The organism is Bradyrhizobium sp. CCGUVB23, from assembly GCF_024199885.1.
Lineage (GTDB): Bacteria > Pseudomonadota > Alphaproteobacteria > Rhizobiales > Xanthobacteraceae > Bradyrhizobium.
Genome location: NZ_JANADQ010000002.1, coordinates 69,220 through 93,421, shown reverse-complemented (window position 1 = coordinate 93,421; position 24,202 = coordinate 69,220). Strand labels below are relative to the sequence as shown.

16 protein-coding genes and 4 pseudogenes are annotated in these 24,202 nt (G+C 59.5%); 9 read left to right on the top strand and 11 right to left on the bottom strand.

Translation table 11 applies throughout. The features are described 5' to 3' along the window. Positions 1-29: 29 nt before the first annotated feature. Complete coding sequence (locus NLN62_RS48495) at positions 30-2,282, bottom strand: hypothetical protein (protein WP_254113941.1); 2,253 nt, start codon at positions 2,280-2,282, stop codon at positions 30-32. Positions 2,283-3,037: 755 nt separating this feature from the next. On the opposite strand from NLN62_RS48495, the gene NLN62_RS48490 reads away from it, so the two are divergent. From NLN62_RS48490 to NLN62_RS48475, 4 genes and pseudogenes are all read left to right on the top strand, one after another. Beyond that, on the top strand, positions 3,038-3,385 hold the full coding sequence (locus NLN62_RS48490) for a hypothetical protein (protein ID WP_254113940.1): 348 nt from the start codon (positions 3,038-3,040) through the stop codon (positions 3,383-3,385). Positions 3,386-3,529: 144 nt separating this feature from the next. Then, a protein-coding gene (locus NLN62_RS48485; RefSeq protein WP_254107226.1) for an IS3 family transposase occupies positions 3,530-4,743 on the top strand; the annotation gives its coding sequence in 2 pieces (ribosomal slippage) (positions 3,530-3,806 and positions 3,806-4,743; 1,215 coding nt in all). Between the two features lie 501 nt (positions 4,744-5,244). Beyond that, entirely contained in the window at positions 5,245-7,968 is a 2,724-nt protein-coding gene (locus NLN62_RS48480; protein ID WP_254113939.1) for a Ulp1 family isopeptidase, read from the top strand. Beyond that, positions 7,943-8,098: pseudogene (locus NLN62_RS48475) on the top strand (transposase); the annotation flags it as partial. The gene NLN62_RS48480 and the pseudogene NLN62_RS48475, both read left to right, overlap by 26 nt. Positions 8,099-8,256: 158 nt before the next feature. Here the strand turns inward: NLN62_RS48475 and NLN62_RS48470 are convergent. The 7 genes and pseudogenes from NLN62_RS48470 to mgtA form a co-directional block, all read right to left on the bottom strand. Continuing rightward, positions 8,257-8,508 (bottom strand): annotated as a pseudogene (locus NLN62_RS48470) (transposase); the annotation flags it as partial. Positions 8,509-8,837: 329 nt separating this feature from the next. Then, positions 8,838-10,157, bottom strand: a pseudogene (locus tag NLN62_RS48465) (IS1182 family transposase); the annotation flags it as partial. A gap of 74 nt (positions 10,158-10,231) precedes the next feature. Next, complete coding sequence (locus NLN62_RS48460) at positions 10,232-10,759, bottom strand: hypothetical protein (RefSeq protein WP_254113938.1); 528 nt, start codon at positions 10,757-10,759, stop codon at positions 10,232-10,234. Between the two features lie 476 nt (positions 10,760-11,235). Then, positions 11,236-11,700, bottom strand: coding sequence for a hypothetical protein (locus NLN62_RS48455; RefSeq protein WP_254113937.1), 465 nt, complete (start codon positions 11,698-11,700; stop codon positions 11,236-11,238). A gap of 46 nt (positions 11,701-11,746) precedes the next feature. After that, on the bottom strand, positions 11,747-11,992 hold the full coding sequence (locus NLN62_RS48450) for a cytochrome c (protein ID WP_254114244.1): 246 nt from the start codon (positions 11,990-11,992) through the stop codon (positions 11,747-11,749). Between the two features lie 103 nt (positions 11,993-12,095). After that, on the bottom strand, positions 12,096-12,929 hold the full coding sequence (locus NLN62_RS48445) for a universal stress protein (protein ID WP_254113936.1): 834 nt from the start codon (positions 12,927-12,929) through the stop codon (positions 12,096-12,098). 178 nt (positions 12,930-13,107) lie between these two features. Beyond that, positions 13,108-15,651, bottom strand: a complete 2,544-nt coding sequence (gene mgtA, locus NLN62_RS48440) for a magnesium-translocating P-type ATPase (protein ID WP_254113935.1) — start codon at positions 15,649-15,651, stop codon at positions 13,108-13,110. 108 nt (positions 15,652-15,759) lie between these two features. On the opposite strand from mgtA, the gene NLN62_RS48435 reads away from it, so the two are divergent. Beyond that, positions 15,760-16,116 carry a poly-beta-hydroxybutyrate polymerase N-terminal domain-containing protein gene (locus tag NLN62_RS48435; RefSeq protein ID WP_371933154.1) on the top strand — a complete coding sequence of 119 codons (357 nt, stop codon included), beginning with the start codon at positions 15,760-15,762 and terminating at the stop codon, positions 16,114-16,116. Then, positions 16,005-16,757 (top strand): hypothetical protein, encoded by a 753-nt coding sequence (locus NLN62_RS48430; RefSeq protein ID WP_254114243.1) that lies wholly within the window; start codon positions 16,005-16,007, stop codon positions 16,755-16,757. Before NLN62_RS48435 ends, NLN62_RS48430 begins: the two co-directional genes overlap by 112 nt. A gap of 926 nt (positions 16,758-17,683) precedes the next feature. On the opposite strand, the gene NLN62_RS48425 is transcribed toward NLN62_RS48430, so the two are convergent. Then, a complete protein-coding gene (locus NLN62_RS48425) occupies positions 17,684-17,929 on the bottom strand; it encodes a hypothetical protein (RefSeq protein ID WP_254113933.1) in 246 nt (81 codons plus the stop codon). A gap of 190 nt (positions 17,930-18,119) precedes the next feature. Here NLN62_RS48425 and NLN62_RS48420 point away from each other — a divergent pair, with 190 nt between their 5' ends. The 3 genes and pseudogenes from NLN62_RS48420 to NLN62_RS48410 all read left to right on the top strand — a co-directional run bounded on the left by NLN62_RS48420 (position 18,120) and on the right by NLN62_RS48410 (position 23,009). Next, complete coding sequence (locus NLN62_RS48420) at positions 18,120-20,312, top strand: hypothetical protein (RefSeq protein ID WP_254113932.1); 2,193 nt, start codon at positions 18,120-18,122, stop codon at positions 20,310-20,312. 1,132 nt (positions 20,313-21,444) lie between these two features. Beyond that, entirely contained in the window at positions 21,445-22,284 is an 840-nt protein-coding gene (locus NLN62_RS48415; protein ID WP_254113931.1) for a hypothetical protein, read from the top strand. 122 nt (positions 22,285-22,406) lie between these two features. Next, positions 22,407-23,009, top strand: a pseudogene (locus tag NLN62_RS48410) (SOS response-associated peptidase family protein). Between the two features lie 256 nt (positions 23,010-23,265). On the opposite strand, the gene NLN62_RS48405 reads toward NLN62_RS48410, so the two are convergent. Together NLN62_RS48405 and NLN62_RS48400 are read right to left on the bottom strand one after the other, a co-directional pair. Next, entirely contained in the window at positions 23,266-23,736 is a 471-nt protein-coding gene (locus NLN62_RS48405) for a hypothetical protein (RefSeq protein ID WP_254113929.1), read from the bottom strand. 24 nt (positions 23,737-23,760) lie between these two features. Further along, a complete protein-coding gene (locus tag NLN62_RS48400) occupies positions 23,761-24,090 on the bottom strand; it encodes a hypothetical protein (protein WP_254113928.1) in 330 nt (109 codons plus the stop codon). Positions 24,091-24,202 lie beyond the last annotated feature (112 nt).

The window sequence follows — 24,202 nt, the reverse complement described above, 5'->3', positions numbered from 1 at the left end:
GAGCTCGCGCGGGCTTCGGCTTTTCTTTCTTAGTCCCGAGGCCACAGCGGCTGGAAATGCCCCGGCGTGTGCAAAATGTGCACCAGCCGACCTTCCTGACCCAGGACAGGATGCACGGTCAACCCGCCATTCGCATGTACCTCGATGGCTTGAATGCGCAGGCGAAAACGGGTCGCCAGCGAGACCCCGACTCCAGCGCCGTAAAGGTCGATTTCGCCATGCGGATCGACCACGCCGTCTTGAACCAGGCTATTCCGCAACAACTGAGCCTGTTGCTGAAGTTGCTGAGTCTGCGGCGTTTCGTCGTCCGGTCGCTCCGTGTTGCTGGCCAATTGAAGAACCGTTTCCAGCAGGCAATTCAGTCCTTGGCCACTGGCTTGTCCCACGTAGGCATTGAATCGCGCCAAAAATGCTTGGAGCGTGTCGCTCAACGGGCCGACAGACAAGGCAGGCAGCGATGCGCCCGCGAGTGCCTGTGAGGGCGCCTGGTGATGTGCCGCGGGCGGCCCTCCGATGGCGGCGGCGCTGTGCCGATCGGAGCCAGAAGTACTGGTGTGTTGCCAAGGATCGCTGACGATGTTTTCTTCGAAATGACGCCCCCAAAAGCCCGTGGGCATCTCTGATGGTCCCATGCTTTCGGCACCGCTGGTGTCACCCCAGTCCTGTGCGCCAATCGGTCGTGTGTCGCCGTGAGCAAAGTCCTGGGGAACATACTCTCCGATGTCCGGAAGGCCGTACAGTGCCTGCGAACCGCCTTGCCCGGAGGACGATGCACCGGCTGTGGACGATGCCGCGACCGCAGATGATGGAACAGTTCCGGGGCGCACCTGCACCGCTCCCTGGTATTCAAACCCGGATTCCGGAATCAGCATAACGTCACCGCCGAGCAAATTATTTAAGGTCGCGACCTCCCTTCTTCCTCTCCCTGCCCACTGCGCCGAATACGATCGATCAAGGATCCTCAGATGTGTCGGCCGACACGGCCCCGGCAGGAGTCCGCGTGCGTCGAGGGCGCGGATCAGCTCGGGGGGAGCCGGTTGGCTGCCGTGCTCCCAGCTCAAACCGACGATACTTCCAAAATCGGCCGCCGACAGGCGAGCGACGAAACTCGATGACGCTTCCGAAGTACCGGCAAATGAAGATCGTCCGGTGGCTTGATCCCACGGCGGCGGCCGAGCCGGTAGGGCGGCTGCCGGAGCGGATGACTGTTGCGACAGGCTTAAGGAAGACGGCATGCCTGCCCAAAAGTTCGCGAGGTCCCAACCGTCGGCGGGCAGCTGGCCAGCTTGGTCCACTTCCTGCCAGAGTTCCCCCGGATCGACAGCTTGCAATGGCGAATGGGCTGCCTGTTCCCCCATCTGCCAGGAGCCGACTGCGCCCGAAGCACCGTCCCCGAGGCTACTGTTGCCGGACTCACGTATCAGGCCGATAGGCGGCGTAGTCTCTGTTCGCTGGTTGGAACGAGCTGCATCATCGATGATATGTCCGCGTTCTGCCGTGGAACTGTGATGTGGAGGCCCGCGATCAGCTAATGTGTTTGAGTCACGATACTCACGAAGCGCTCGCAAGCCGGCTTTCAGGTCCCTCAGGTGGTGGGCACCCCGTGATACCCTACCGGCGTGGTCGACCAGCGAATCGTGATCGAGTGCAGTAATCGTTTGACTTGGCCCGAGAGAATTCGCCAAGTCACGCAAAGCGCGATTATACCGCCGGGCGGTCTTGCTGAGCCACCCTCGGTCCCCAGCAGCTGCCTGGATGGCCCGGTCGATGAGGCGCACGTCGTCCACAGAGACAACTAGACCATATGGCGTATCAGGCTCGCGATACCACCGAAGAACCATCAGCGCGGAAACCACATTCCCGTCTTTCGGAAAAAACGCTTTGACGAGAGCGACCAAGGAAACATGATCGAGTGCATCAATGGTTAGGCCTCGCGCCCCGAGACGATCGCCCAATCGACGAAGAGCGCGACCGTAAGTGCATCTTGTTCCTTCTTTCAGACGCTCGCACGCAACCTCGGCCCCGAGAGCCGAGCTGATGAGGTTCTGGTCGTTATCGGACAGATGAGGATAGTCAGGGTTTGAGCGCGGTGGGCGGCCCCCTGCGATGGGAGCAGCACCGCCTTGGCGCTCCTCGGCCAAGTGCTGCTCAGAGTCCTCGTGTGCGACCTGGTCTACCGCTCCTGGCGCGGCCGGCTCTGCCTGTTGTTGCAACATGGCGTCGTACGCCTGCAGCCAACCTGGATCGAATGGATCGAATGGATCGAAATTGTCTGGGTCCACGCCAATCTCCCGCGTCCGAAGCTAGATCGTCGCAAGTTCTCCACTTCAGCGCCAAAAGCGGGAGGGGGGGTGAATTGATCGGGATAGGGCGACAGTCCCGCACGATCGTGGGTAACAACTTTGATCCCTGGCAGCGCGTCAGCCAGCTGCGCTGGGGTGGCTCCATTCACCGACAGGCCCATATTCGCACAGACCGTAGAATTGCGGACCTACCAAAGCTGGGCGGCGGCGATCAGGGTGAGCACACTCCGTCTCGTCTTCTTCCTTGTCTTCTTCGTTATCTATAGCGCGACAAACAGGATGAGAAGTCTCACCCTGATTGCCGCCGCGCAGCTCTTATTCGGACGAAGAGGCAGAACTTGTCACTGGTCTCGCGGCGACGGTCAACGATGATCCGGCAGTGACCCGCGAGCATGAAAGCGACAACGCTGGCATACTTGCCTTCACCACCAAGGACTTCCAGACAAATGTCGAAGGCGCGGCACTGTTGAAAATCGGGTGCGGCCAAACGATGGAGGTCACGAACGGCAACGTCCAGCACAAGGTGCCAAAAGGCATCTATGAGATCTCCGCCGAGAATGGCGTGTCAATCACTGCTGGCAGCGCTGCGACGTCCGCAGACATCACCCTGACGGCTTCCTTTGGCCGTGTTCGCAAGGCCGTTGGTAGGAATCTTATGGGAGAGCGGCGCTCTCGGCCTATCGATGGAACAGGTCGCCGCTGTGATTCCACACTCCGTCACGCCGATCAGTTTGATGAGTGGAGCGCAACGCCACGACATGAAGCGATGGCGTCACCCGATCGATGCCGGTGTGCATATCGAGCGCCCTGCGGAATTGATCGCAGCGATCGCCAATCTCGACGCCGTGGTTGGGCCCGACAGCTTCGCCGTCCATATCGCCGGAGCACTCGGAGTTCCCGGCGTGGTTTTCGTGCCATGCGGTTATCCCTGGTATTGGGCCCAGGCTGGCGGAAAGCCACTGTGGTACCCGTCGTTCGAAGTCGTCGCGCAGGAACGGTTCGGCCATTGGTCTGAGGCGATCGAGCAAGGCGGGCGTAAACTGGAGGCACTGTTGCGCGCGTCACCGAGCGAATTGGGGTAGCGTGCTCCCTCGATCACATCTGGAAGGCCATTTAAAGACAAAGCGAGATGGCCCGTTTTTTGGGGCCCTCTGAAATGGACCCCGGTTTTGGGACCAGAGGCTAAGTTGGAAAAGGGCCGCTCCGTTTGATAGACGGAGGGCATGATGACGAAGAAGACACGACGGAAGATCGACGCGGCGTTGAAGGCAAAGATCGCGCTGGAAGCCGTGCGGGAGCAGGCGACGGTGGCCGATCTGGCCCAGCGCTATGAGGTTCACCCAAACCAGATCTATGCCTGGAAGAAGCAGCTGCTGGACCAGGCGGCCCGGGCTTTTGACGCGGGTGTCGGGCGCGAGAGCGAGGAAACGCGCGAACGCGAGATCGAGAAGCTGCACGCCAAGATTGGACAACTGACAGTCGAGCGCGATTTTTTAGCGCGGAGGTCCGGAAGATGAGCACGCCGGACCGTCGAGGAATGCTCGATCGCGCCGACCAGGCGCTGTCGATCCGCCGGCAATGCATGTTGCTTGGCATCGCCCGTTCTGGGGTCTACCGGCCGCCACGGCCGGCCAACGACAACGACCTTGCCCTGATGCAGCGGATCGACGAGCTGTTCACCGCCTGGCCATTCCTGGGCTCGCGGCGGATGACCGCGATGCTGAAGACTGAGGGGCTTCAGATCAATCGCAAGCGCGTGCAGCGGTTGATGCGCAAGATGGGCATCGCGGCGCTGGGACCGAAGCCGAACACGACAAAGCCGGCGCCGGGCCACAAGATCTATCCCTATCTGCTGCGCAACATGACGATCGACCGGCCGAACCAGGTATGGGCGGCCGACATCACGTATCTGCCCATCGGCCGCGGCTTTCTCTATCTCGTCGCCATCATCGACTGGGCGAGCCGTGCGGTTCTGGCGTGGCGGTTATCGAATACGATGGAGGTCTCGTTCTGCGTGACGGCTCTGGAAGAGGCGCTGGCGAAGTACGGCACGCCGGAGATTTTCAACACCGACCAGGGCAGCCAGTTCACCAGCGTGGCCTTCACCGGCGCGCTGGCGGCCGCAAAGATCAAGATCTCCATGGATGGCCGCGGTCGTTGGATGGACAACGTCTTCATCGAGCGGCTGTGGCGGTCTCTCAAGCATGAGGACATCTATCTCAAGGGCTATGCCGACGGCCGCGAGGCCAAGGCAGGGATCGCGAGCTGGATCGCCTTCTACAACGATCGTCGCCTTCATCAGTCCCTCGGCTATCGCACGCCGATGGCGGTCTGGCGCGAACGGATGCAGGCCGCGAAGGCTGTGGACATGGTGGACAACGCTGACGCGTTGACCACATGCCCACAGCAACAGCAGCAGACAGAATCTCTGGCTGCGTGATAGAAAGGGATCAGGAGCGATCAGTTTCCAACTAACAAGCCGGTTCAACCGGTCCCGCTTCGCGGGTCCATTTCACCTCAGTTAAGTTGGAAGGCGACCGCTCCGTCAACCGCCAATAGAAACGCCCGGCATTTTGCGCGGCGTTTCTATTTGGCGGGTACTATGCTGGATAGTAACTGGGAGATGATCAAAGGGGGCCCCGGCCATCACATAGAGCAGCTAACAGCTAGATGGAGCGGATGATGAAGAAGACGAGACGGAGTGTGCTCACCCTGATCGCCGCCGCCCAGCTTTGGTAGGTCCGCAATTCTACGGTCTGTGCGAATATGGGCCTGTTTGGAGGCACCCCAGCGCAGCTGTGGCTGACGCGCCGCCAGGGATCAAAGTTGTTACCCACGATCGTGCGGGACTGTCGCCCTATCCCGATCAATCACCCCCTCCCGTTTTTGGCGCTGAGGTGGAGAACTTGCGACGATCTAGCTTCGGACGCGGGAGATTGGCGTGGACCCAGACAATTTCGATCCATTCGATCCATTCGATCCAGGTTGGCTGCAGGCGTACGACGCCATGTTGCAACAACAGGCAGAGCCGGCCGCGCCAGGAGCGGTAGACCAGGTCGCGCACGAGGACTCTGAGCAGCACTTGGCCGAGGAGCACCAAGGCGGTGCTGCTCCCATCGCAGGGGGCCGCCCACCGCGCTCAAACCCTAACTATCCTCATCTGTCCGATAACGACGAGAACCTCATCAACTCGGCTCTTGAGGCCAAGGTTGGGCACAGGAAGCTGACAGAAGGAACAAAATACGTTTACGCTAACGCTCTTCGTAAATTGGGGAATCGCCTCGGGGAGCGGGGCCAAACGATTGGTGCACTCGATCATGATTCCCTGCTCGCTCACGCTAAAAATGTCTTTTCGAATGTCGGGCATGTTGCTTCCGCGTTGACGGTCCTTCGGAGGTATCGCGAGCCTGACACCCCACATAACAAACGTCGACGAATTGATGTCTCTGTGGGGGCTGCTCCCGTCGCAGGGGGGCCACCGCGTTCAAACCCTAACCATCCTCATCTGTCCGATAACGACCGGAACCTCATCCGCTTGGCTGTCGAGGCCGATGTTGCGTGCAAGCGTCTAACAGAAGGAACAGCACGCACTTACGCTAACGCTCTTCGTCAATTGGGCAATCATCTCGGGAAGCGAGGGCAAACTATTGATGCACTCGATCACAATTCCTTGGTCGCCTACGCAAACGAGTTTTTTCAGGATAACCCGTATGTGGTTCCCGGGTTGACGGTCCTTCGGAGGTATCGCGAGCCTGACACGCCATATGGTCCAGTTGTCTCTGTGGAAGACGAGATTCTCATCGACCGGGCCATCCAGGCAGCAGCTGCTAGGCGCCGAAAGTGGACCAGGGACACTGCCCGGCGGTATTATCGAGTTTTGCGCAACTTGGCGAAATCTCTCGGGCCAGGTCAAACGATCACTGCACTCGATCACGAATCCCTGATCGCTCACGCTAAGAAGTCAACTGAGCTGAGAGCCGCCTTGCAAGCGCTTCGTGAGTATCGCGGCTCAAACACATTAGCTGATCGCGGGCCTCCACATCACAGTTCCACAGCAGAACGCGGACATATCATCGATGATGCAACTCGTTCCAACCAGCGAACAGAGACTACGCCGCCTATCGGCCTGGATATGACGCGTGCGTCCGGCAACAGTAACCTCGGGGACGGTGTTTCGGGCGCAGTCGGCTCCTGGCAGATGGGGGAACAGGCAGCCCATTCGCCATTGCAAGCTGTCGATCCGGAGGAGCTCTGGCAGGAAGCGGACCAAGCTGGCCAGCTGCCCGCCGACAGTTGGGACCTCGCGAACTTTTGGGAAGGCATGCCGTCTTCCTTAAGCCTGTCGCAACAATCATCCGCTCCGGCAGCCGCCGTACCGGCTTGGCCGTCGCCGCGTGATTTCGGATATCTCCTTCCCCTGCAATTTGATCCCTCGCAATTCAATGGCCCGCAACCGGCCCCCGGCGTCCTGATCGAAGCACTGGACAGAGCAGGGCTCCTACCGAGGCCGTCGCAGTGGCCGACGAATTTGTCTATTAACACTCAGCCTTACACGGCATCGTTCGATAGCCGAGCGTGGGAGCCGGCCGTAAACAATCCGCTAGGCAGACAAGTTATTATTCAGCCGGTCCACGATCCTAGCGGATCCTCGGCCGGTCGAGCATCTCGTCAGCCGCTCACCGATATCGGGCCTCTCGTGCCCCCCGGAGGATGGGAGCGCCGCGAAAGCTGGCTCCCAAACTATGCCGAGCCGCAAGTGGCAAGTTGCGATCAGTCGCAGCATTGGCGCGAGGCGAACCAGATCGCGGCACAGGTACCTGCCGGCTGGAGCTCCGCGTGGCCATTGCCGTCCGCGCAGTCGGACCGCAATTTCCCTGAGCCGGCAGCTCTGCCCTCAGGAGCTACGTTGTCAGATCTCTTCCCCGGCGCTGGTTATCCGATGCCATTCACCCCGCAGCAACTGCGAGATCATGCTCATTTTGCGCCGGCGTTTCCGAGTACATCCTCCGCTGATCAGATCGGGGCGTTGGAAACCCCATCTTCCGACCCCAGCGGGCGGGTGCTCGGCGCTAGGGAGTGGCTGGGTGACCAACATATCCACCGGGACTACGAACTGCTGAGGCAGGACTTGCAGCAGAACAATCCGGACCTCGCCGCCCGGACGCGGCTCGTCGATCCCCTCATCGCCCACTATCATCTGCGGCTGGGGTCGGCGAGCGTGATGCTCGCCGCCTTCCAGCGCATTGTAAATGTCGGTGGTAACGATACAGCCGACTTCCTGTTCATGCCAGTGAGCGACGCCAGTGCTTCGGATCCTGCTCTCCGCGGCACCCACTGGTCGCTGCTGTTCGTTGATCGTCGCGATCGGACAAGTCCAGTTGCCTATCACTATGACTCTAACCAGGGACAAAACGACGGGCGTGCAGAAATGCTCGCACAACGGCTGCGTGCGCGTCGTGAGCCCGTCCGCATGACCCAGCAGGAGAACGAATTTGATTGCGGCGTCTTTGTCGTGGACGGCACGCGGGCGCTGGTTGGGCGATTGGCCCAAAGCCAGTGGCCAGCCCTGCGGCATCTCGACAACCTCCTCGTCGATCGGCCGGCATTACAGGAACGACTGAGGGGTGATGCCCCCTTGAGCCGACCGCCTCGTTGGCGGCGATGATGCACTGCTGGGAATCGATGATACCGCGGTGCCGAAGAAGGGCGAACGCTCGGTCGGTGTCGCAGCCCAATATGCATCGTCGCTTGGCAAGACGGCAAATTGCCAAACGTTGGTGTCGCTTGCGCGCGCCAATCTGGGTCGGAAGAGCGCGGCAACCTGGGTGTGAATGCTGATCGAAAAATGACCCCCATCGGCGTCATCGGGACCCCTTCAGGCCATTGATTTCATTGAATTGAAATGATGGGACCCCCACGCCGATCATGGTTGAGACCCCACGCCGAAACACATCTCGACCCACCTGTCGCACAGCGCCTCGTCAGAGAGATTGTGCATGTGCTTGAGGATGAACAGTCCGGCTACCAATCGTGTCGGCAACGGTGGCTGCCCCGGCCCGAGGCGACAGACCGAACTGAAGCGTCCCGCCAGGAAGTCCCAATCGATCTCCGCCGCCAGACGCACCAACGGATGGCGAAGGTTGATGATCTTCTCCAGAGATGGACGAAACAGATCGTCCTGACGATCGTCGCGCGGATGGCTCATGGGTTCTCCCCAACAGCGAATCTCGCCGTCAAAGGAATCACGAAGTCGCCAAATCCGGAATCCAAAAAAACGCAAGAAAACCAACACCTACCCACGGCTTTCTTGCCCAATCGAATACTTGCTCACGTCAAATCACAGCGACAGATCAATCGCTTCCGAATTCTTCACATGGCGTAATCGCGGCTGACGACTTCTTGAGGACACGAGGGTCGGTAGGATGGATGGCCTCAGAAAGAGTGAGCAGGTAACCGAACTAGGAGCCCGTCCAGATAGCTTTCTGGTTGGCGCATTTTGACACGAAATCCCGCTGATGCGGGCCTTGCGAGGTTAGCGAGCTTCACGAGGTTGTGGGCGGTGCAGATCATCGCCCATTCGGCACGCACGTTTGCCAGGCCCCGCAACAGGAACTGGCGGAAGCCGCGTGCCTGCTTGATCTGTCCGAACACCGCCTCCACGATCTGCTTTCTTAGCCGGTAGGGGGTGTCGAAGCCGCCATCGGCAATCTTTTTTCTCATCGCCTGTGTCAGCGGTCCGCCGACCTTGCCGTTGTCGGCGGTGGGGCGCTTGGCGCGTCCGATGGCGATGTAGCCGTCGATCCCGCGCTGCTCGAGGCTCGCAAGATTGGCCTCGCTCAGATAGCCGCTGTCGGCGGAAGCTTGTTGTGGCTTGTGGCCGAGATTGGCTTGGATGCCATCGACCAGCGGCACCAGTTGGCCATGGTCGCTCGTGCTCGGCGTCAGCCCGTGTGCAACGATGATCTGCGCTTTGCCATCGACGGCCGCCTGCGCGTTATAACCCTGGATGAAGCCGTCCTTGGTTTTGAGAATGCGGCTTTCAGGATCGGTGAAGTTGCGCTGTGCCTTTGCGGCAGGCTCGTCGGATGGCGGCGCGGCGGGCTTGCCGGTCTTCTTGCGCCCCTCAGCTTCGCGGCTCTTCTGCTTCTCGGCCTCGATGCGACGCTGCTCGTCGGCCGCGGCCTTGGCCTCCGCCTCCAGTTCAGCCTTGGCCGCAACGATCCTGGCGATCCGCTTCTGCTTGTCGGCGACCCAGTCGGGCAGTTCGTCGCCACGTTTGGTGCCGTGCAGCTTGTCGTCTTCGGCATCCGCGGCCTCGGCGGCGGCCAGCCAGCGATCGACCTCGGCCTGCAGTTCGGCTTGGCGCTTCTTCATGTGCCCATAGCTCATCGCCTTGTGTTTGGACGCATTCGCCCTGATCTTGGTGCCATCGAGCGCGACATGCCCAAGCCGTACCAGCCCAGCCTTCTCGGCGAGCTTCAACACCTGCACGAATAACCCGGCCAGCTGGTTGAGGTGCCGCTTGCGGAACTCGCAGATGGTGCGGAAGTCCGGCGCATCGAGGGCTGCGATCATCATGAAGTCGGTGCGCTCGATGCACGCCTTGGCGATGCGCCGGGAGGAGTAGATGCCGCTCGCATAGCCGTTGAGCAGCAGCGACACCATCAGGCGCGGATCGAACGGCGGCTGGCCGAGTGCACTCGTGTAGCTGCTGCTAATCTCAGTGAGGTCGAGGCTCTCCCGCACCAGTTCCACGATGAACCGTGACAAGTGGTCCCTTGGTACGAAATCCTGCACGCTGGGCGGCAGAAGCTGCGGCTGATCAATCTTCCAGAGGCGAAAATACTTGCTCATCGCCGCCAATAGAATCAGACCCCCATCCAATTGAACAGGGACTACTCGGACAGGCTCCTAGAATTAGTTCGAATTCAGCCCGCGGAACGCAGCAGCGGCTCCCGACGCGCGTTGGCAGGTGGCTCCTGCCGAACAACGATATCGTGCCAAAGCTTTGCGACGCTCGCTTGTGTTTCGGGCGCCAGGAAGCAATGACCTTCGTTATCCAAGTCGCAGAAGCGGACGCCTGGATCACCGCGCAGTTCAGCAAGAGTGGCGTTGATGGCGTCCAGGCCCGTCATTACCTGCTCGATACTCTGCAGTTTGCTGTTGTGCAAAATATCCATCAGTCGGAAACTCTTGACCGGCGGATCTCCGAAAGCAATGCCGGGTTCTCGGAACTCGAATAGCGTGCTGAGGGCGACAGGCATTCCCCTCAATCGGCCGAAGATCGCCGCCAATTCGTCCTCACTGCAGATAGCTGGATGAGTGGCGCGTGGGGGCGACGAAGCCGGAGCTTGCGGTGCCAAGCGGAGGCCGGCAATGACCTCATGTTCAATCCACCGTCGCACCTCAACTGGGGCGTTCCAAATCTGATCTGCGGTCAACGTAATTCCGATCATGGCGATGCTCCCACTTTCTGTTGAGCATAGGCGGTCGCCTGGCAACGGTGTTGATGTCAATCAATTGCGGAAAGCGATGACGGCGAAACGCGCGAGCACCCAATAGACTGATATCTCAGTTGACGCACAAAGGTAGCGGTCCCTGCGAAAGGAGTCACCTCGTCAACGTGAGGACGGGCGAGCTTTCGTGCCATCACAGGCGCGAAAGAAAGTAGTTCGGCGAGGTTGCATTTGATCCGGATCAAGTCCGCGCCCTGTGGGGCTGTTAGTCTCCAATCTACGTAACCCGACCCCACGGTTACGCCCCCCAAGTTGCCGCCGAGATCCAATCCCCCCTTGGGCTCGGCGGCTCATTTCTTCTGGGCCGATGAAGCTCGACCAACCCGAGTGAGTGGGCAACGGGAATGAGCCGATGCCAAAGTTTCAGTTCTTCGCCTGAGTGCATTAACATCGGCTGATGTCGGTTCGAGCCCACCTCACTTCTTCTGTGCTTTTCCCATCGGGGCGAATATCTGATTGGCGGGCGGCTGCTGATCGGTCGGTACGCCTATCGCTATAAAGCTGCGCTCCAGCGAGGTGTGGCAGGCATTGCAGCCGTCCGTCAGCCCACGCATGGAAGCGGCGAACTTGCGGCCGTCTCTCGTTTCGATCGCGTCTGCTATTGAGAGCAGAGGTTCTTCCATCGTGGTCACGTTGCTCACGGGAATGCCCGGGTAGAATACAGCAGCTTGGGCAAGGCTATTCGTCAACTGACGCAATTCGTACGCGGCCAGCTCCCAGTTCTTCGACTTGCCTGCGAACCACAGCTTCAAGTGCTGGAGCTGCGCCGCACTCATGATTTCGACCAGACGAGGCGCATACTGTCTGATGTTCGGCGAGGGCTCGAAGTCCGATTGGGCAGTTGCAGCTGTGCCCGCCAACGCCGAGATCGCTAAAGCCATCCAGAGATTCCGTAGAGTCATCCAGCCACCCTCCAAAAATCGGCCCTCATTGCTCCAGCGTCTTCAGGAAGGCCATGAAATCGCCGACCTGGTCGGAATCGAAACGAAACTCCGGCATCGCCGGATGCCCAGTGACGATGCCCTCGGCCAGGGCCTCTTGCAGCATCTCGATCAGATATCGTTCGTGTAGCGTCCTGAACGGGGGAGCGATCTTGAGTGGACTGGGACTGACCTTGTCGGTCGCGTGGCACTTGGCACAATACAGCAGTGCGAGCCGCCGTCCTTGCGCGATGCTCGAAGCCGTAGTTGGGCCTGCGAAGAGAAGTAAAGCCGCAGCGAGAACGGCGCCTGCTATGGCGCGTTCAGTTCGGAGAAGTATCCTCACGTCGTGCTCATCAGTGCGACATCAGGACAGGGACAGTCATACTGCGGAACATCTCCCGCGTAACGCCGCCGAACACTGTTTCCTGAAGCCGAGAATGTCCGTAGCCACCCATAACCAAGAGGTCGAGGCCTTCGTCCGCAGCGATCGACAGGATGCTCGACTGCAGATTGCCACGGTCGGACTGAAGCGAAATGGCTTTCGTCGGCAGGCCTTTCCGCGCGAGGTGTCTCGCGAGCCGTTCGGGCGACGCATCGGCCGGAATCTCGGATGCGTTGAGGCTGATGGTCGTCAGAGCATCTGCTTCGGTAATGAATGGCATCGCGTCTCGCAAAGCGCGAGCGGCGAGGCGACTGCCGTCCCAGCAGATGCCGATGCGTGACGCCTTAAACGCGCCACGGGAAGTGTACGGGATGAACAGCACCGGCCCACCCGCCTGCAAGAGGAGCTCCTGTGGGAGCTGGTTGTCGAACGTTTCCACGTCCGAATTCCCCTGTGATACGACCGTCAAATCATGGAGGCGCGCCGCCGCACCAACCCTCGAAATGGTCTCCGCGATAGATTCGCTCAGTGCGTATTTTCCATAGGCGATCTTCGCGTTCTTCGCTTCAACCTCGAAAATGCGCAATGCGGCGTCGGCCCGCTCCAGCGCGCGTTCGTACTCGAATTGCAGAGACGATGCGATGGCCGCTCCGCCTTCCGCAACAAATGGTACGTTCGTCGACGCATATCCGGTTGCAATTGCGTCCAGGTGTGCGCCGGCGGTCATCGCCAGGGAAACGGATGCGTCGATGGCGGGCCGGGGCGACCGCTCCGTAGGAATGTGTACCAGCAGGTCTTTGAACATGCGTGCCTCCCGCTCCGATGTCTGGATTCAAGAGCAGCACATGTCGCCGCTCAGCATCTTGACGCACGTCAAAGCGGGAGCGAACGCGCCGGACATCGTTTCGGCAACGAGGCGGGGGCTTTTGATCGGTCATCGATCGTCAACGCTCTCAAACCGCCGAGCCGTCCACTCGCGGGCCTTACGGGTTTGAGACGGCGAGGCGCTTGGCAATCTCCGCCGAGATGAGATAAGAAGCCGCGATAGCGAGTATCGTCGCAAGCATCGCCGCAGAAGGCGCGGTGAAGCCGAATAGTCCTCCCCATGGGCCGAGGGCAAGCCCCACACCGCCGATGAGTGCGCCAAGAGATGTGGCGATGAGGATGATGTGAGGGCGATTCGCGCGCCACGGTCTCCAGCGAGACCTGATCACGAAGATCACCAGGATTTGCGTGGATATTGATTCGACGAACCATCCGGTCTGAAACAGTGCCGCATCCGCTTCAAACAGCTTGAGAAGTACGGCGAAGGTAACCACGTCAAACAGGGAGGAGACCATGCCCATGACGATCGTGAAGCGAAGGATATTTGCCATGTTCCAGGCTTCCGGGCGGGCAACGTCCTCGCGGTCGACCTCATCGAAAGGGATGCCAATTTCGGAGCAATCGTAGATCAGGTTGTTCAACAGGATCTGCAATGGCAGCAACGGCAGAAATGGAAGCACGATCGAGGCCAGGGCCATCGAAAGCATGTTGCCAAAATTCGAGCTCGTTCCCATTCGAACATACTTCAGTATGTTGGCAAAGGTTCTGCGGCCTTCGCGCACACCAGCCGCAAGGACTGAAAGGTCGGGAGCCAGCAGGATCATGTCGGCGGCCGCGCGGGCGACTTCGGTAGCGCCCGTGACGGATATGCCCACGTGAGCTGCATGGATCGCTGGGGCATCGTTGACGCCGTCTCCCATAAAGCCGACCACGTGATCGCGATGGCGGAGTGCGGCAATGATCCGTCGCTTCTGATCAGGATCAATGCGGGCAAACAGATCGATGTCATCGACCTTGGCCACGAGCGCGGCGTCGGTGAATTCGGAGATCTCGGCGCCCGTCATGATACGATCCGTCTGAAGACCTACCGATCGCGCAACGTGCGAGACAACTGCTCCGTGGTCACCCGAGAGAATCTTTATCGTCACGCCGAGCGAGGTGAGGGCGTTGATGGCCGAAGCCGCATCCTGCTTCGGTGGATCGGCGAAAACACAGAACCCAATCATGGTCAAATCCGCCTCGTCGCCGACGGCAATTGTCTGCTGCCCGGGCGAAATGGATTTCACGGCGACGGCAAGAAGCCGGAAACCGTCGCGAGCATATCGATCCTGGATCTCTCCCATTTTCTGCTGCAAGGCGTCGTCGAGCGGATGGGCCAGACCGTCGATGTCTACGGCGTCGCAGCGGACCAGGATGGATTCCGGCGCCCCTTTTGCGATCAGCATCTGCGCGCCGTTCCGCGCTACCAGAACTGAGAGGCACCTTCGCTCGAAGTCGAACGGCACTTCCGAGAGCCGAACCCAGCCATCTATGCCGTCGCTCCTCGCTGATAGTATCGCCTCGTCGAGGGGACTTCTGACGCCGGCCTGGAAGGCGCTGTTGAGATAAGCGAGGCTCAGGACGCGATCGCTGGATCGCCCCTTGGGATCGACGTGCGCCTCGAGCGTGATTTTGGCCTCCGTCAGCGTACCGGTCTTGTCGACGCAAAGCGTGTCCATCGCACCCAGATCGTGAATCGCGGACAGTCGCTTGACGATGACCTTTCTGTCGGCCATGCGCAGCGCGCCGCGGGCGAGCGTCACCGTCATAACCATGGGCAATAGCTCGGGCGTCAAGCCCACAGCGAGTGCGACCGCGAACAGGAAGGACTCCATTGCGGGTCGTTGCGCGAAGAGACGAGCCATCAGGACAAAGAGAGTGAGAAACAGCGTTAGCCGAAGGATTAGCAGTCCAAGCTTCCGCACGCCCTGTTCAAGAGCTGTTGGTGGGGCATTGGCCGCCAGTGCCGCAGCGATCGCGCCAAAGCGCGTCTGACCTCCAGTCCTCACGACCAACATCTTCCCGCTTCCGCCCACGGTGCTCGTTCCGGCAAACAGCGCATTCGTAGCTTCCGCGGGCAATGCTGCTGGGCAGGGGGCATCCGTCTTGAGGGCCGGAAACGGCTCGCCCGTCATCAGAGCCTCGTTGACCTGCAATTCCTGGGCCTCAAGGACAATGCCGTCGGCTGGTATGAGATCGCCGATACGGAGCTTTACGACGTCTCCCGGGACGAGGGCGGTCACCGGTATCGCAACGTCCTTACCATCCCGGACGGCGTCGGCCTGAATTGCGACCGAATCCCGCAACGCCTCTGCCGTCAGCTCGGCGCGATGTTCCTGAATGATGTCCAGAGTGAGGGATAGAGACAGCACGGTTGCGATGATGGCGAAACTGCCAACGTCGCCGCTTACCCCGGATACGAGTGCGGCCGCCAGTAGCATTGCAATCAACGGATTCCAAAGGCGTTGGCCGAGCTTGCGCAGGACCGAACGGCTTTGAGAGGCGTCAGCACGGTTGGCTCCGAAGATCGCCAGGCGCCGGTCCGCTTCGGCCTGCGAAAGCCCTTCCGGACCGGAGCCGAGCGCATGGTAGAGGACGTCCTTTGGCGCTTGCCAGAACTCGGCAGGAGCCAAAGCCTTGGCCGCGTTGGGCTGCTCGATCATTGAAGGGCTCGCCGGTCTATTAGGTCACTTGGGCCAGGCGAAGGTAGGAGCCAGCTCGATCTTCGGGTTGATGCAGCTCAATTCGGTCTTGGACGACATGGATAGCTTGTGGGCGCCAAAGGAGTTCAATATGTCGCCTCCAGCATCCGTCGGCCGCATTCTCACAGCTTCCATTCTGATCAGGTCCCCGTGGAGCCTCCGATCAGTGAGAGACCCGTGCTAGCGCAGCAGTCGGGCTCTGATCCCGCCGTCGAGGCCATCGATCGAGTCTTCCACGCGGCGCTTGCGCGCATTACCGGAGGTCTCTCTCCGGCAGCCCTGGCCCTGGCTTTTGCCGACTGGCGGTGCATCTTCTGGCCTCGCCCGGAAAGCAGGCCAGTCTTGTCGGTCGGGCGATCCAGAACGCATTTGATCTTGTCGACGCCATGGTGCCGAGGCATGCAAGGTTCCAGCCTTGGTCCGTGATCAGGCCGCCGGAGAACGCCCGCCGTTTCACGGGTACGGATTGGGAGCTGCCTTCCTTCAATCTTCTTGCCCAGGCCTTCCTGCTGACCGAACAATGGTGGCATTCGACAACAACCGGTATTCATGGATTGGCGCATTCGAAAGCAACAATCGTGGACTTCACGCTGCGTCAATGTCTGGACACGGTGGCTCCCACGAATTTCGCCCTCTGCAATCCTGAAGTTCTTCGCAAGATCATGGAGACCGACGGCGGCAATTTCGTCTATGGCTGGCACAACTGGATCGAGGATTGCCAGGCTCTGCTCGCCGGTGCAAAGCTGAGGAGCGATCAGACCCACGTGGTGGGTAAGGACGTTGCGATCACACCCGGCAAAGTCGTCTATCGCAACGAATTGATCGAGCTCATCCAATATTCTCCGACGACGCCGACCGTGCGGCCCGAATCCGTTCTGATCGTGCCGGCCTGGATCATGAAGTACTACATTCTCGACCTGCTGCTTCTCGAAGATGAGCAGCCGAGCACGAGCGAGGAAGAGGAAGTCACGTCGTCGACCGTAGCCGCCTCGTACTCCGGGCGCGTGAGCATGATTTGGTCAATGACTGTGGTGGTTGCAGTCTTCATCTTTGGCGATGTTGTCTAGGAGCTCACATTGGTCGGCCAACTTGGCATATGTTTTGGAGATGCTGACCAAGACGCACAATCGCCTAGGCGACACATCACCGGCTCTCGACATGTCCCTGTAGATCTGAGCTAGTTCGCGATATTCTTTAGGTCTCAGCATGCCCATAGCTCCGCGACACATCGGCATTTCTCTAGCTCCGCGACCGCACCGCAACCATCAATGCGTATCAGTTGAAACTGCATCATATGGCCTACTAACTTTCGTAGGCGTACGCGACCTCCTATCTACCTATATTTAATTGCATCATGACCTCTCGCGGAGTGTCCTATGGTGAGACGAGGTCGGATCGGCAAATCGCTGCATGAACGGCTGACGGCAGTTGCGAAAGAGGCGCGGGACAAGGCGTCGCGGTTACCCCCGGGACCGGAGCGCAATAGCTTGCTCATCAAGGCCCAACAGGCAGAAGCAGCATCTCAGTTCGACGAATGGGCCAAATCTCCAAGCCAAGCGCCCAAGCCGTGACGCAACCCGCCTGCGCCCGCCCGTGGTGCGTTATCTGGAACCCGCAGCTACTCGTCATAGGCTCAGACAAACGTCTCTCAGCGGGCTCCGTAGATGGCAATCGCCCTCGGAGCGGCTCTCGCCATGGTCGCGATGCGGCGCGGCGGGACGCACCGTTGGGGCCGAACGTCATCACCAACCAGGCCGTCTGCTTTCTTCAGCAAGGCGGCCTCAAGCGGGGCACTGGCCCAAACTCCGGCCGTGACGAAATGATGCAGCTGTTCGCCGCTGCGGCCGCAGCCATCAATCTTTGCCCGGAAAAACGATGGATCGACGGAAGTAAGTCATCGATCCCTCGCGGCGCTCGATCTGGAGCCTGGGACGAAACATGTGCTGATCGCGTGGCGCAAGAAGGGAGGGCAGCGCTTCGCCTATGACACGGCTCAGATCGAAACTCTCTTCATCGAGTTCCCCGAGCTTCCAATTCCCACCGCCGATTGGGCAAAGTTAGACTGGACGAGGCTCGGTTTCCAGACCGGTAACCTAACCCTGTACTTCGCTTCGATTGCCGCAAGCGGCCGCATCGAGGTGAGATGGGGCAGAGACTTTCTCACTCTCTTGCGCATCGCCGCCGTGCCGAAATTTGCATCGATGCTCGTTTCACAGACCCGCTTGTCGACGATTTCCACACTGGCACCCTCGAGATCGACTGGACTTTCAGCGTGGATCTGCAGGCTTCCGCTATCCTCGCGTCGCGGACGACAGCGTCGCCCACCGATTGGCCCTTGGCTCAAAATCCGACGCAGAATTTGCTCCAAACGCCTGCAAACGGTGGTTGACTGATTGCGCGCTGGGTGAGTTCTGAAGGAGGGATCGACGATGACAGACAGTCCGCCGCGCAAAAAGCAAAAGCACGGCTCATCCGGTAGCTCTTCCGTCCAGCCAGAACCGGGCCCCCACGACGTTGATGCGGCACTAATTGCTCGCTTCGCGAATCAAGCCGAGGGCGGCTTCAACAGAGATTACGTGCTATGGATGAGGCGCCTCGCGCGAAACTTTAGCGAATGGCTTCGCAAGACTGAAAGGCCGCCACTGGCCGGTCGGTTGAGCCAGCTGGATGACGATTTGCGGGCCTATGCGATCAGGCTTCGCAAACCTGACCGACGACTTCTAAATTTAACGTTGGACCGCCTTCGAGCTGTCAGTGCCGGCGTGCGTCTTCCCGCCGGATTCAATGAGAGGTCTATCGCCCGCAGGAACTCTGCCCCACAGCACCAGCTCTTCGAAAGGGATGCGCAACTCAGCCGCGCTGGCCGCCACCCCATCAAAGCGATGTGTGCTGAGGATGAGAGGCTTATTTCCGGCTTTAGGATGGCACGCTTGCCCGTGCAACCAGCCACTGCCCGCAACTACGCTTCTGCTCTTTGCGGATTCAGTATTTGGCTCCAGGCGCAAAAAAAGAGGTCGATAGCTAGCCGCCTGTACGACAATACGCTGACCCAGGATGCTGAACACTATAAGAACCACGTGCTGCCGGCTGCGTTGGGGTACCTTCGAGAATTGTGCCGCAAGCAGGCGCAATCGAGCGCCGGGCCGGGCACTCAGTACATGGTTGTCGCGCCGGATGTGTCCACGAGCTATGAGCCGCGTCACGATGCTCAAGTTACCCCGGCCTCAGCTGTGCTTCGGCCATTATCGCCTGCCGGACGTGGGGAGCCATCCTCGGCGTACGGCGGCTCGGCGGCGCCTGGCGCATCGTCGGAGGCTGCGGCATCGCCAGTTGACTTCAGCTTGCTAGATGACTTCGCCTTCCGTGAGGGCGATCATGAACTGATCATGTCGTTTCTAGACGATGCGGCGGCCGAAAGCGCTCCGCAGCCCGGCGCGTCGCAGGTACCTCCCCCGTTTGTGGGCGGCATCGGCGATGCTTCGCCGCTGTGGGATCAAGCCATCGGACGATCTTCATTTGCCGGTACTTCGGAAGCGTCATCGAGTTTCGTCGCTCGCCTGTCGGCGGCCGATTTTGGAAGTATCGTCGGTTTGAGCTGGGAGCACGGCAGCCAACCGGCTCCCCCCGAGCTGATCCGCGCCCTCGACGCACGCGGACTCCTGCCGGGGCCGTGTCGGCCGACACATCTGAGGATCCTTGATCGATCGTATTCGGCGCAGTGGGCAGGGAGAGGAAGAAGGGAGGTCGCGACCTTAAATAATTTGCTCGGCGGTGACGTTATGCTGATTCCGGAATCCGGGTTTGAATACCAGGGAGCGGTGCAGGTGCGCCCCGGAACTGTTCCATCATCTGCGGTCGCGGCATCGTCCACAGCCGGTGCATCGTCCTCCGGGCAAGGCGGTTCGCAGGCACTGTACGGCCTTCCGGACATCGGAGAGTATGTTCCCCAGGACTTTGCTCACGGCGACACACGACCGATTGGCGCACAGGACTGGGGTGACACCAGCGGTGCCGAAAGCATGGGACCATCAGAGATGCCCACGGGCTTTTGGGGGCGTCATTTCGAAGAAAACATCGTCAGCGATCCTTGGCAACACACCAGTACTTCTGGCTCCGATCGGCACAGCGCCGCCGCCATCGGAGGGCCGCCCGCGGCACATCACCAGGCGCCCTCACAGGCACTCGCGGGCGCATCGCTGCCTGCCTTGTCTGTCGGCCCGTTGAGCGACACGCTCCAAGCATTTTTGGCGCGATTCAATGCCTACGTGGGACAAGCCAGTGGCCAAGGACTGAATTGCCTGCTGGAAACGGTTCTTCAATTGGCCAGCAACACGGAGCGACAGGACGACGAAACGCCGCAGACTCAGCAACTTCAGCAACAGGCTCAGTTGTTGCGGAATAGCCTGGTTCAAGACGGCACGGTCGATCCGCATGGCGAAATCGACCTTTACGGCGCTGGTGTCGGGGTCGTGCTGGCGACCAGTTTTGGCCTGCGCATTCAAGCCATCGAGGCACATGCGAATGGCGGGTGGACCGTGCATCCTGTCCTGGGTCAGGAAGGTCGACTGGTGCACATTTTGCACACGCCGGGGCATTTCCAGCCGCTGTGGCCTCGGCACTAAGAAAGAAAAGCCGAAGCCCGCGCGAGCTCGGTACTGCAGCCCCAGCGCATGCGACGGCGATGAGCGCGCAGACACCGGCGGTGCTTAAAGTCAGCAACGTGCTCGACAAGGTCGCCAAATCCGTGCAGGGCGCGATGAAGAACGATCTGCGCACCAGTCGGAGGCGATAACCGTCGTATTTCACTTCGTGGAGCCAATCGGGGCCGTCCGGAACAGGTGTGCCCTTGGTCGGCAGGCAAAACTCAAATGAACGCATCCGGGAAAAATAGGCATTCTCGGCTGAATTGGGAGTGGAACCTGCCGGGATGCCGCCTTAACCTTCGTTCATGTCGCGGTGCGGCGCTCAAGACTGAAGGACATGGGAGATGCGCTTGGGCTTGGCGGGTTGGGTATCACTATTAGTCGTCGTACTTCCATCCATTTGTTCTGAAGAAGCGATGGGAGGAGATCCGACGACTTTCGATTTCAACTATTTCGAGTCCTTGCCGCGAAAGGAGATTGTGAGCGCCGCGCAAACGTATCTGAACAGTCGCTTTCCTGCGGGTTCAGATCTTCAAGTTTTGCAGAAAGAGCTGGTTTCCGCTGGCGCGAGATGCGCGAGGGGAGTCGGGCGGCGCGGCGTGTACTACGAATGCGATTACGAAAGATGGGCTGGAGTGCCACTGGTCACAATTGAATGGAAGATAATATTGCGTCCAGATGCAGATGAGAAGAGGCTGCAAGAGATATCAGTAAACCGTGGACTGACGGGGCTTTAGAACGCGCTGTCCGCTTCCGTGACTTTCGGCGAAGTGGCAGCATCGCTCCAAGAAGTCGGCATTCGCTTCGGAGGAATGAAGTACCAAGGCCCGGCGAAGCAGGTAGCGGCTATGCTGCACAGCAGGAAACGGCTCATTTGTTTGATGCCGGTGCGACGTTAAACCTTTGCCGATGCTATGCGAGGTCCGGAGTTAAGCCAAGGCTCCGAAATTTCAGATGAATGTGTCCCTTAGCTGTGCGCTGGAGATGAATCAATTCGCCGCGCCTTGGCTCCGGGCGGCCTTGCGATTTATCATTTTCTCCGTAGCCTCAGCTACAGCAGTACAACGAACCCAAGAGGCCATCCATTGTGACAACTGGGCCGACACACCACTTGAACGATACGCTCCATGCCGAGGCGGAGCGTCTATTGACGGCCGCGAAAATTTGGAAGCTCGGGAACTTTGGATGGCTGAATGCATATGATGCCGATCCCGATCTCTTCGGACATGCGCAATGGCAAACAGACCCTCCAATCGACAATCCAATGATCTTCAATGCGCGCGGAACGCACAAAGCCGCGCAACCCGAGCCGCCGGAATGGCTGAAGACGATTGCTATCGCTGGCGCAGACTTTGAGGGATTGATGGAAGCCGCGCGAATGTCGATGGGGCTGTTATTACTGTCAATCGATGCAGCGAGGGGGAGGCATTTTGTCAACGACCCCTTTTTTGATCTTCACCGCATGAGCGCGCTGATTTATCTCGCGACCGCATCGGAGCGCCTACGCGAATTGTTCATTGCCGCCGCGTTCAGGCGGGGACAGGAGGACTATAATAGATCCAAGGGCACGGTTCACGGCGAGCCCCGCAGAAAGTTTTCATCACCCTTCATTGAGGCGGCCGACAAATTCACAAACAACGGATGTCTGTCGAAATTGATTGCTCTCGCTCCTGATATCGTCGAGATGCGCGACGAGAGGAATACTTTGGTCCATGAGATCGCTACTGAGATCGCGCAACGTGAGCGCCAATCTCATGCGGAACAAAGTGGACCACCTGCGCCGACTATCGAAAACTTCCAAAAGCTTCAATCTATCCAAGCTTCCTTTCGTGAGAGGTTCGCTAGAGAACGCGAAACCGTAATCAAAAATCTGTCCGATCGCTATTCTCTCTTGGTGCGTGTCAGCAACGAAATCTTCGAGTTCGAACATCACGTTCGCCGCCGACCATGAAACGTGCGCCGATCCGGGCCGGATTGCCGTGCTGGCGCGGTTTGCGGTGCGCTGGTGCGTTGAACCAGCAGGATCAACCGAGGTCGGTGGCGTAGCGCAAGACGAGGTTAAAGGTAATCGCGATGTGTAATCTTTATTCGATCACCACTAACCAGCCGCCATCCTCGCGCTCTTCCGCGTCGTCAACCGCTACGTCGGCAACTTACGCCGATGCCCGGCGTCTTCCCGGACCATCCCGCGCCCGTGATCCAACACAGAAGCCGGAAATGAAATGACGCTGATGCGGGGGGGGGGGCATGCCATCGCCGCCGCGCACAGGCGCCGCGCCGGTCACCAATATCCGCAACACTTCATCGCCGCACTGGCGCGGCTGGCTTAAGCCCGAAAACCGTCGTCTCGTGCCGTTCAACAGCTTCGCCGAATACGCGCCCGAGCCGAACCCGGCGACCAAAAAGAAGGACGTCGTCTGGTTTGCGCTGAATGACGACCGTCCGCTCACGGCGTTTGCGGGCATCTGGACTGAGTTCAAAGGCGAGCGTGGCACCAAGTCCAAGCCGATCCCTGCTCCGCACCTTGTCTATGGCTTCCTGACGACCGACGAGGAGCGGGACGTGTGGATGCGCGCGGCATGGGATGAGGCCAAGGCATCGCAACGACCGTTGCCGGATGATGTACTCAGGATTGTGATGCGCGGAGCGGATAAGGAAGATCGTACGGCGGCCTAATCGAAGGCAGCAGACGACGCCCAATACATATTACTTGTCTGCTCAGGGGAATATTGCGGGGGATCAATTGTTTGATCGCCCGGTTGTTTTTTATCGGAGCAGGCGCATAGTGCAGACTACGACATGGCGCTACGATCCCACCCATGGGCAGTGAACCGGTCTATCACAATCGTTGTGTTCGGCTTGCTGCGGTGGCGCTGCTCGCCTTCCTCCTTTTCAGAATGTGATCCGGGTGGACAGTCACGATGTCTTTTGATCAACCTCCTCGAACTTTCCCAATAGGTCGTAGAGGCTGATAAACAAGCCGACGCCGTCCTGCGCCTGCTTCTCCAGCAGCGCTGGCCATTTCGATTGTGCTTTCCGACTTCAAGTTTTGCCGTGATCGATGCGTAACCGCGCCACCTTCCATGAAAGGAAACCACTGACCGTGAACGACCTTGACTCTGGTGTCGTTCATTGCCCGACATTGGCTGATGAGTTTTTTAAGCTGTTTTTTATCCGCATCGGTCTTGAGTTTGTCCGAAAAGGTCACAGCGACGGCCGTGCACAGCAGGGCAAAGTCGTGCGTGATGATGATGTCCATGTGGACCGGGCTGAGCTTGACCGCTTGGGCGAGGTGATATCGCAAGGCCCACTCAACTGATGCGAACTGGTGGATGAACATCCCGATGGCGCGATAGGTGGCCTCGCGGGTGGCGTGTTCGTCCATCTGCTCCGGTGTGCTCAAATTGGTCTCCTGCGCCGGGCGCTGTCATCTCCGGCAAGGGAAGTTTTTCTGCAACATCACAACCACCGCCGCACCCAACGGGGAGTCGTGAAATTCGGGATAGCGCGCGAGCATATCCTTGAGCATTCCGACATGTTGCTCGACCGTCAGAACAATACCGGGAGGCGGACAGTATAGCTTTACCGTGCTAGCCGTGTTTGCCCAGTCAACACCTTGCGTCATCCCCTGCATGAAGGCTCGCCCGACTGGATTACCGGAGTCGTACAGGGCGAGCGCATCAGTGATGATGGCATCGGCCATCGATACTGACGTCGTCAACAAGAGCATCGCACCAGCCAGTGCACCCCTGATCATTGCATCCCCCCGCGAAGGGCCGCTCCGTAAAGCTTGGATATCATGCAACCGGAGCGATAGCGGAACAAGTGCACTTTCGACTCGCATTTTCAAGGCCGGATCAATCGCCGCC